Below are 8,093 nucleotides of genomic sequence, written 5' to 3' on the forward strand. Positions count from 1 at the left end.
GGACGGCCGTGTCCACGCTTCCCGCCGGGGTGCGGGTGGAAGAGGTCGAGACCACCCAGGAGCTGCAGGCCGCCATGTCCGGCTGGCAGTCCGACGCGGACGTGATCATCATGGCCGCCGCCGTCGCCGGCTACCGGCCCGCGGCCGCGGCGGACCACAAGATGAAGAAGACCGGGGGTGCCCTGGGCCTCGACCTGGTGGAGAACCCGGACGTGCTCGCGGGCCTCGTCGCGGACCGCGAGGCGGGGCGGGCGCGCAGCGCGCAGACGCTCGTGGGCTTCGCGGCGGAGACGGGCAGCCCGGAGAAGCCGGCCGCCGTCTATGCGCAGGAGAAGCTGCTCCGCAAGGGCTGCGACCTGCTCGTGTTCAACGACGTCTCCGGCGACCGTGCCTTCGGCGCCGATTCGAACGAGGTCACCGTCTACCGCCCTGCGCAGGGCCGGGCGGAGGTCGTCGCCTCGGCCGCGGGCACCAAGCGCCAGGTGTCGGAAGAAGTCATCGCCGCGATCGCGGCGGTCCGCAATCGTTAGGATGACCCGGTGACCACATCACCTCTGCGCCAGTTCACCTCGGAATCCGTCACGGAAGGGCACCCGGACAAGATCTGCGACCAGATCTCCGATGCCGTCCTCGACGAGCTCATCCGCCAGGACCCGGATGCCAAGGTCGCCGTCGAGACGATGGTGACCACCGGTCTGGTCCACGTCGCCGGCGAGATCAACACGAGCGCCTACGCGGACATCGCGGGCATCGTGCGCCGCACCATCACGGACATCGGCTACGACTCCTCGGAGAAGGGCTTCGACGGCCACTCCTGCGGCGTCTCCGTGTCCGTGGGGGAGCAGTCCAGCGACATCAACTCCGGTGTGACGCTGTCCTACGAGCGGCGCACCGGGGCGGACACCGGCGACTACACGACCTCCCTGGGCGCCGGCGACCAGGGCCTCATGTTCGGCTATGCGGACAGTTCCACGGACGTCCTCATGCCGCTGCCCATCCACCTCGCCCACCGTCTCTCGGAGCGCCTCACCCACGTGCGCAAGGCCGGCATCCTCCCGGACCTGCGGCCGGACGGCAAGACACAGGTGACGATCGGCTACGACGGGGAGACCCCCGTGACGATCGAGGCCGTGGTGGTCTCCACCCAGCACGGCCTCGGCTACAGGGACGACCAGGGCGGACTGCGGGAGGCCCTGCACGAGCACGTCATCGACCCGGTGCTCGACACCGTCGATCTCGACCGCTCCGGGACCCAGCACTTCATCAACCCGGCCGGTCCGTTCATCACCGGCGGCCCCATGGGCGACGCGGGGCTCACGGGACGCAAGATCATCGTCGACACCTACGGCGGCTACGCCCGTCACGGCGGCGGTGCGTTCTCCGGCAAGGACCCCTCGAAGGTGGACCGCTCGGCCGCCTACGCCATGCGGTGGGTGGCGAAGAGCATCGTCGCCGCCGGCCTCGCGGCACGCGCGGAGGTGCAGGTGGCCTACGCGATCGGCGTGGCGGAGCCCGTGGGGCTCTATGTCGAGACCTTCGGCACGGAGACGGTGGCCCCGGAACGCATCGTCGCGGCGGTGCGTGAGGTGTTCAACCTCCGTCCCGCGGCGATCATCCGCGATCTGGAGCTGCTGCGGCCGGTCTACCGGGAGACGGCGGCCTACGGGCACTTCGGCCGGACGGGCGAGGGCTTCACCTGGGAGACGACCGCCCGGGCGGCGGAGCTCGCGCGGCTCGCCGCCTGAGTCCGGCGAGGATGGACGAGCCGCTGCCGCTCGACCTGCCGGCACCTGCCGTCGCGGCGGGGGTGCGGCTGCGCGGGGGAGCGGAGCCCGCGGAGGAGCTGCCGGTGGCGCAGGTGCTCCTGGAGGCGAGCGTCCCCCACCTCGCACGCCCCTTCGACTACGGGGTCCCGGCGACGCTGGACGCGGAGGCGGTCCCGGGGGTGCGCGTCCGCGTGCGCTTCTCCGGCCGGCTGGTGTCCGGGTTCCTCGTCTCCCGCAGCACGGAGACCGCGCACACGGGCGAGCTCGCTCCGCTGGAGCGCGTCGTGTCCGCCCTGCCCGTCCTCACCCCGGCGGTGCTCGCACTGCTGCAGGCGGTCGCGGACCGCTGGGCAGGCACTCTCCCGGACGTCCTCCGCCTGGCCGTTCCCGCCCGGCACGCCGCAGGGGAGCGGTCCGCGCTCGCGGCGCAGGCACCCGCACCGCCGGAGGAGCTGAGCCGGCCGGAGAGGCGGACCGAGAGCTTTCCCGTGCCGGCGGACCAGACGGCGGACGTCCATGCGTTCATCGCGGCACTCGGGGAGTGGGCCGCTGCCCGCTCCGAGGCGGAGGGCTCCGCGCCGCCGCGCGCGGCAGCCGCACTCACGCCCGGCGACGAGCCCGGGACCGGCTGGATCGGCGTGGGGCTCGCAGCCGCAGCGGCCGTGCTGGCGGCCGGGCGCTCGGTGCTGTGGGTCGTCCCGGACCATCGTGAGCTCACCGCGCTCACGGCGCGCCTGGGGCCGCTGGGTCCGCTGACGGTGCGTCTCTCCGCGGACCAGGGGCCCCAGGCGCGATGGTCGGCCTGGGTGCGCGCGCACACCGGTGCGGCGCGCCTGGTGATCGGCACGCGGGCGGCGTCGCTGGCCTCTCTCCCGGACCTCGGCCTCGTGCTGCTCCTCGAGGACGGGAGCGACCACTACGCGGAACCGCGCGCCCCCTATCCGCACGCGCGTGAGATCTGTCTCCTGCGCTCACGACTGCAGGACGCGGCCCTCCTGCTGTTGGGCACAGACCGGACGGTGGAGGTGCAGCGGCTGGCGGAGAGCGGCTGGCTGGCCTCGCTGGAGCGCGGCAGGGCGGAACGGCGGGAGACCGCACCCCTCGTCCTCATCCCGCGCGCGGAGTCGGCGGCGGAGAGGATGCCCCCGGACGTGTTCGAGGTCATCCGCGACGCGCTGGGCCGCTCCAAGCGGGAGACGGCGGTGGGTCCCGTGCTCGTGCAGGTGCCGCGCGCCGGCTACCTGCCCGTCGTCGCGTGCGCCCGCTGCGGAGACCTGCTCGTGTGCCCGCGCTGTGAGGCGCACCTGTCCGCCGCCGGTCCCACCGGTCCCTTCGCCTGCGCCCGGTGCGGACTCCGCACCGGGCACGCGCAGTGCGGGCGATGCCGCTCCGAGCGCTTCCGCGCCGTGGTGCGCGGGGTGGAGCGCACCGTCGAGGAGCTCAACCGGGCGTTCTCCGGCTTCCCCGTCCTGCGGTCCGCGGGGGAGGAGATCCTCCACAGCGTGCCGGACGAGCCCTCCGTCGTGGTGGCGACGACCGGTGCGGAGCCCTATGCCGAGGGCGGCTATGCGGCGGCGGTGCTGCTGGACACCCTGTGGCCGGGGCCGGTCCTCGACGGGATCGAACGCGCGGTGAGCCGGCGTCTGCGCGCGCTCTCGCTCGTGCGCGCGGCCTCCCACGGCGGCCGCGCGCTCGTGCTGGACGACACGCCGGCGGTGGTGCGCACGCTCCAGACCTTCGATCCCGTGGGCGCGGCGGCCGCGGTGCTGGCCGACCGGCGTGCCACCCGCCTGCCGCCCGCCGTGCGGACGCTGCAGCTGCGCGGCGAGCGCCGCGACGTCACGGCCTTCCTCGCGGAGGTCGAGGCGCAGGTGCCGGCGGCGCTGCGCCTGCTGCTGACGGAGGAGGAGCCCCACAGCAGGCTCCTCGCCTTCGACTACGGCCATGCCGCGGAGGTGTGCGCGGCGGTGCGGGCGGTCTCCCTGCGGCGCTCTGCGGCCGGCGAGCCGATCGTGCGCCACGTCGTGGACCCGCACCGGGCGCTGTGAGTGCGGCCGACTGCGTAGAATCGGCCGGGTGAGAATCGCCTTCGCCGGAACCCCCGCAGTCGCCGTACCCGCACTGAGAGCCCTCGCGGCCTCGGACCATGAGATCGTCGCGGTGCTCACGCGGCCGGATGCGCCCGTGGGGAGGAAGCGGGTGCTCACCCCCAGCCCTGTGAAGAGCGCGGCGGCGGAGCTGGGGCTGCGCGTCCTCGAGGCGGAGCGCCTCCGCGGCGAGGTGCTCATGGAGCTCGAGGGCCTCGACCTGGACGCCGTCGCCGTCGTGGCCTACGGCGGCATCGCCGGTCCCCGTGCGCTGCGTGCCGCGCGTGCCGGCTGGTTCAACCTCCACTTCTCCCTGCTGCCCCAGTGGCGGGGTGCCGCACCCGTCCAGCGTGCGCTCATGGCCGGTCAGACGCGCTCCGGGCTCACGGTGTTCCGCATCGACGAGGGCATGGACACCGGTCCCGTGCTGCTCCAGCGGGAGCTGCCGCTGCCGGAGGCGGACGCCGGCAGCGTCCTCGCGGAGTACGCGGAGGCGGGTGCGGGGCTCCTCGTGGAGGCCTTCGACGCGCTGGCCGCAGGCACGGCGGACCCGCAGCCGCAGACGGGGGCCGCCACCCATGCGGCGAAGATCGATCCCGCCGAGGCCCGCCTGGACCTCGGCGCCCCCGCCGCATCCGTGCTCGCGCGGTACCGCGGAGTGAGCCCCGCCCCCGGTGCATGGGTGGAGAAGGACGGGAAGCGCACCAAGCTCGCCGGGCTCACCGCCGCGCCGGCGGGCGCTCCCGTACCCGCGCCCGGCCGCCTGGAGCCGTGGGAGGAGGCCGCCGTGCTGGGCACCGGCGGGGGAGCCGTGCGCGTCGCGCGCGTCCAGCCCTTCGGCAAGCCCATGATGGACGCCGCCGCCTTCCTCCGCGGGCACGGCCCCGTGCAGTTCGACATGCTGGCAGCGGCATCCACCGAGTCAGCCGCATCCACTGAGACAGAGGAGGCCTGAGATGGCGCAGCAGCGGGCACAGCGCGGCCGGCACGGCCGGGACGAGTGGCGCGGCAGGGGCGAACGGCGGGAGTCGCCGCGGAGGCCCCGGACCGCACGCGAGGTCGCGCTCACCGTCCTGCGCGAGGTGGAGGACGCCGATGCCTACGCGAACCTCCTGCTGCCGGGGCGGCTGCGGAACGCGGAGCTGAGCCCCCGCGACGCCTCGCTCGCCACGGAACTCACCTACGGCACCCTGCGCATGCAGGGCCTCTACGACGCGGTCGTCCGCGCGGCTGCGGACAGGGACCCCGCGGATCTCGACCCGCTCACCCGGCAGGCGGTGCGGATGGGTGCTCACCAGCTGCTGAGCATGCGCATTGCGGACCACGCGGCGGTCTCGGAGACGATCGACGCGCTCCGCGCACTGGGCGGCGCACGCGCCTCCGGTCTCACGAACGCCGTCCTCCGGCGGGTGGCGGAGGCCTCCGCGGAGGAATGGCTGGAACGGCTCACCGCCGGGGCGGGGGAGACGGAGGTCCGCGCGCTGCGCACCTCCCATCCGGGCTGGATCGTGCGGGCGCTGGCACTGGCCCTGCGCAGGCACCGCCGCCCGGACGCCGAGGACGGCGGCCTCGACCGCCTCCTGGCCGCGGACAACACCCCTGCCCGGGTGACGCTCGCCGCCCTGCCCGGCCTCGCGGATCCGGACGAGATCGCCGCCGGCGCCGGGCACCGGGGCGCGCTCTCCCCGCTGGCGGTCGTCCTGGAGTCCGGTGACCCCCGCGAGGTGGACGGGGTGGCCGAGGCCCGCGTGCGGGTGCAGGACGAGGGCTCGCAGCTCATCGCCCTCGCTCTCGTCGAGGCAAGCATGCAGGCCGATGCCGAGGACGAGGCGGCGGAGGGCCCGCGCTGGCTCGACCTCTGCGCAGGCCCCGGCGGCAAGACCGCCGTGCTCGGCGCGCTCGCGGCCCAGCTGGGCGGCTCCGTCGACGCCGTGGACTCCTCCGCACACCGGGCCCGCCTCGTCCGCGATTCCGTGCGCGCGAGTGCGGACGCCGTCGCGGTCTCGCAGGCGGACGGCCGCGAGTTCGCCGCGGCCCGCCCCGGTCGCTACTCCGGTGTGCTCGTGGACGCGCCGTGCTCCGGCCTCGGCGCACTCCGCCGGCGCCCCGAGGCGCGCTGGCGCAGGCGCCCGGAGGACATCGCCGCACTCGCCCCCGTGCAGCGCGGGCTGCTCTCCGCGGCTCTCGAGGCCTGCCGCCCCGGCGGCGTCGTCGCCTACTCGACGTGCTCGCCGCACTGGGCGGAGACGGGCGTCATCGTCGACGAGGTGCTCGCGGACGTCGAGAACCTCGAGGTCCTCGACGCGGCCGCAGTGCTCGCGCGCGTCACCGGCGGGGACGCGGACTCCTTCGCCTCGGCCCCGCGGGCGGGCGGGAGGTTCGCCCAGCTGTGGCCGGACGTCCACGGGACGGACGGCATGTTCCTCGCGCTGCTGCGGAGGAAGCGGGACTGAGCGGGGCCGGAGAGGCAGGCGGAGCGCGCGGAGCCGGTAGGATCTCCAGCCGTGGGCATTCACATCAATCCGAGCATCCTGTCAGCCGACTTCTCCGACCTGCGGACCGAGCTGGGGCGCATCAGCACCGCGGACATGGCGCACGTGGACGTCATGGACAACCACTTCGTCCCCAACCTCACCTTCGGCCCGCCCGTGGTCGAGCGGATCCGGGCCGTGTCGCCGATCCCGCTCGACGCACACCTCATGATCGCCGACCCCGACCGCTGGGCACCGGTCTATGCGGACCTGGGCTGCGCGTCCGTGACCTTCCACCTGGAGGCCGCGGCCGCCCCGGTGCGGCTCGCCCGTGAGCTGCGGGCGCTGGGTGCCCGCGCGAGCGTGGCGGTGAAGCCGGCCACTCCCGTCGAGCCCCTCCTCGACCTCCTCCCGGAGTTCGACCAGGTGCTCGTCATGACGGTGGAGCCGGGCTTCGGCGGACAGAAGTTCCTCGACGTGTGCCTGCCCAAGATCACCCGCCTGCGCCGGGCCATCTCCGCGGAGGGCCTCGACGTGGCCCTCCAGGTGGACGGCGGGGTCTCCGAGGCCACGGTGGACCGCGTGGTGGATGCGGGCGCGAACGTGCTGGTGGCGGGTTCGGCCGTCTACGCCGCGGACGACGCCGCGGCCGCCGTCGCCTCACTCCGCGGACGCGCGGAGGCGCGCGCGGGGGCCTGAGCGTACCCTGGGCACGTGCACATCCTCGACCTCCTCAACACCCCCGTCTTCACGCTCGGCTCCGTGCCGGTGCCGTGGTCCGATCTGCTCGGGAACATCGCGGCGATCGCGACGGTGTTCCTCGCGCTGCGGCGGAACATCCTCTCCTGGCCGGTGCAGATCGCCGGCTCGATCCTCCTGCTGAGTGCCAGCATCGGCGCGGGGCTGGGCGGCAACGCCTCCCGGCAGGTGGTCATCATCGCCGCGGCGATCTGGGGCTGGACCCGCTGGAAGGCCGCGAAGGAGGAGGCCGGGGAGGTCCAGGTCCGCTGGGGCACCTGGACGGAGCGCATCGTCCTCGTCCTCGTGCTGGGGCTCGGCACCCTGGGGTTCGGCGCGCTCCTGGACTGGGGCGGCTGGTCGTGGAACCCCTACCCGGACGCCTACATCTTCATCGGCTCGCTCGTGGCGATGGTGGCGCAGGGCCGGGCCATCGTGGAGTTCTGGCTCGTGTGGCTGGCGGTGGACCTCGTGGGCATCCCGCTCGCGGTCTCCGGCGGCCTGCTGTTCTCCGGCGCCGTCTACCTCGTCTTCCTCGTGATGGTCGTCATGGGCATCGTCGACTGGAGCCGCCGGTCCCGCCAGCGCATCTCCTCGCCGCACGAGATCGCGTCCGACGTCTCCCGCCCGGATCCGGAGTGACGGCCCCGGATCCCGCGTGACGGCCCCGGCTCACACAGCCGTGCCGGTCTGGACTACCCTGGCCGTGTGAAGGACTTCGACTCTCTCTACGCCGAACTCGCTGAGAAGGCGCGCACCAGGCCCACCGGATCGTCCACCGTCGCGGAGCTCGACGCGGGCGTCCACCAGATCGGCAAGAAGATCGTGGAGGAGGCCGCGGAGGTCTGGATGGCCGCGGAGTACCAGAGCGACGAGGAGCTCGCGGAGGAGATCTCGCAGGAGCTCTACCATCTGCAGGTGATGATGCTCGCCCGCGGGCTCACCCCTGCGGACGTCTACCGCTTCCTCTGACCGCCCCCACTTCCTCCGCATCCGCGGACGGGCAGGGGAGCCGCCCCGGTTCCGCCGAC

8 protein-coding genes are annotated in these 8,093 nt (G+C 74.2%); all 8 read left to right on the forward strand.

Annotation, left to right across the window (positions count from 1 at the left end):
• Window positions 1–530: phosphopantothenoylcysteine decarboxylase (locus Q0A33_RS09215; protein ID WP_291795347.1), on the forward strand; the 530-nt coding region annotated here is incomplete at its 5' end.
• A gap of 9 nt (window positions 531–539) precedes the next feature.
• On the forward strand, window positions 540–1,745 hold the full coding sequence (gene metK, locus Q0A33_RS09220) for a methionine adenosyltransferase (protein WP_291795349.1): 1,206 nt from the start codon (window positions 540–542) through the stop codon (window positions 1,743–1,745).
• A gap of 11 nt (window positions 1,746–1,756) precedes the next feature.
• On the forward strand, window positions 1,757–3,814 hold the full coding sequence (locus Q0A33_RS09225) for a primosomal protein N' (RefSeq protein WP_291795351.1): 2,058 nt from the start codon (window positions 1,757–1,759) through the stop codon (window positions 3,812–3,814).
• Between the two features lie 28 nt (window positions 3,815–3,842).
• The gene (gene fmt / locus Q0A33_RS09230; protein ID WP_291795353.1) at window positions 3,843–4,808 is read left to right on the forward strand and encodes a methionyl-tRNA formyltransferase; all 966 of its coding nucleotides are present in this window, start codon (window positions 3,843–3,845) and stop codon (window positions 4,806–4,808) included.
• A gap of 1 nt (window position 4,809) precedes the next feature.
• Window positions 4,810–6,306, forward strand: a complete 1,497-nt coding sequence (locus Q0A33_RS09235; RefSeq protein WP_291795355.1) for a transcription antitermination factor NusB — start codon at window positions 4,810–4,812, stop codon at window positions 6,304–6,306.
• Window positions 6,307–6,357: 51 nt separating this feature from the next.
• The gene (gene rpe, locus Q0A33_RS09240; protein WP_291795357.1) at window positions 6,358–7,023 is read left to right on the forward strand and encodes a ribulose-phosphate 3-epimerase; all 666 of its coding nucleotides are present in this window, start codon (window positions 6,358–6,360) and stop codon (window positions 7,021–7,023) included.
• 15 nt (window positions 7,024–7,038) lie between these two features.
• Window positions 7,039–7,704: a nicotinamide mononucleotide transporter family protein gene (locus tag Q0A33_RS09245; RefSeq protein WP_291795359.1), complete on the forward strand. Its 666-nt coding sequence runs from the start codon at window positions 7,039–7,041 to the stop codon at window positions 7,702–7,704.
• 66 nt (window positions 7,705–7,770) lie between these two features.
• Window positions 7,771–8,034: a phosphoribosyl-ATP diphosphatase gene (locus Q0A33_RS09250; protein ID WP_291795361.1), complete on the forward strand. Its 264-nt coding sequence runs from the start codon at window positions 7,771–7,773 to the stop codon at window positions 8,032–8,034.
• Window positions 8,035–8,093 lie beyond the last annotated feature (59 nt).

The sequence above is a fragment of the Brevibacterium sp. genome, assembly GCF_022712115.1.
GTDB classification, from domain to species: domain Bacteria; phylum Actinomycetota; class Actinomycetes; order Actinomycetales; family Brevibacteriaceae; genus Brevibacterium; species Brevibacterium salitolerans.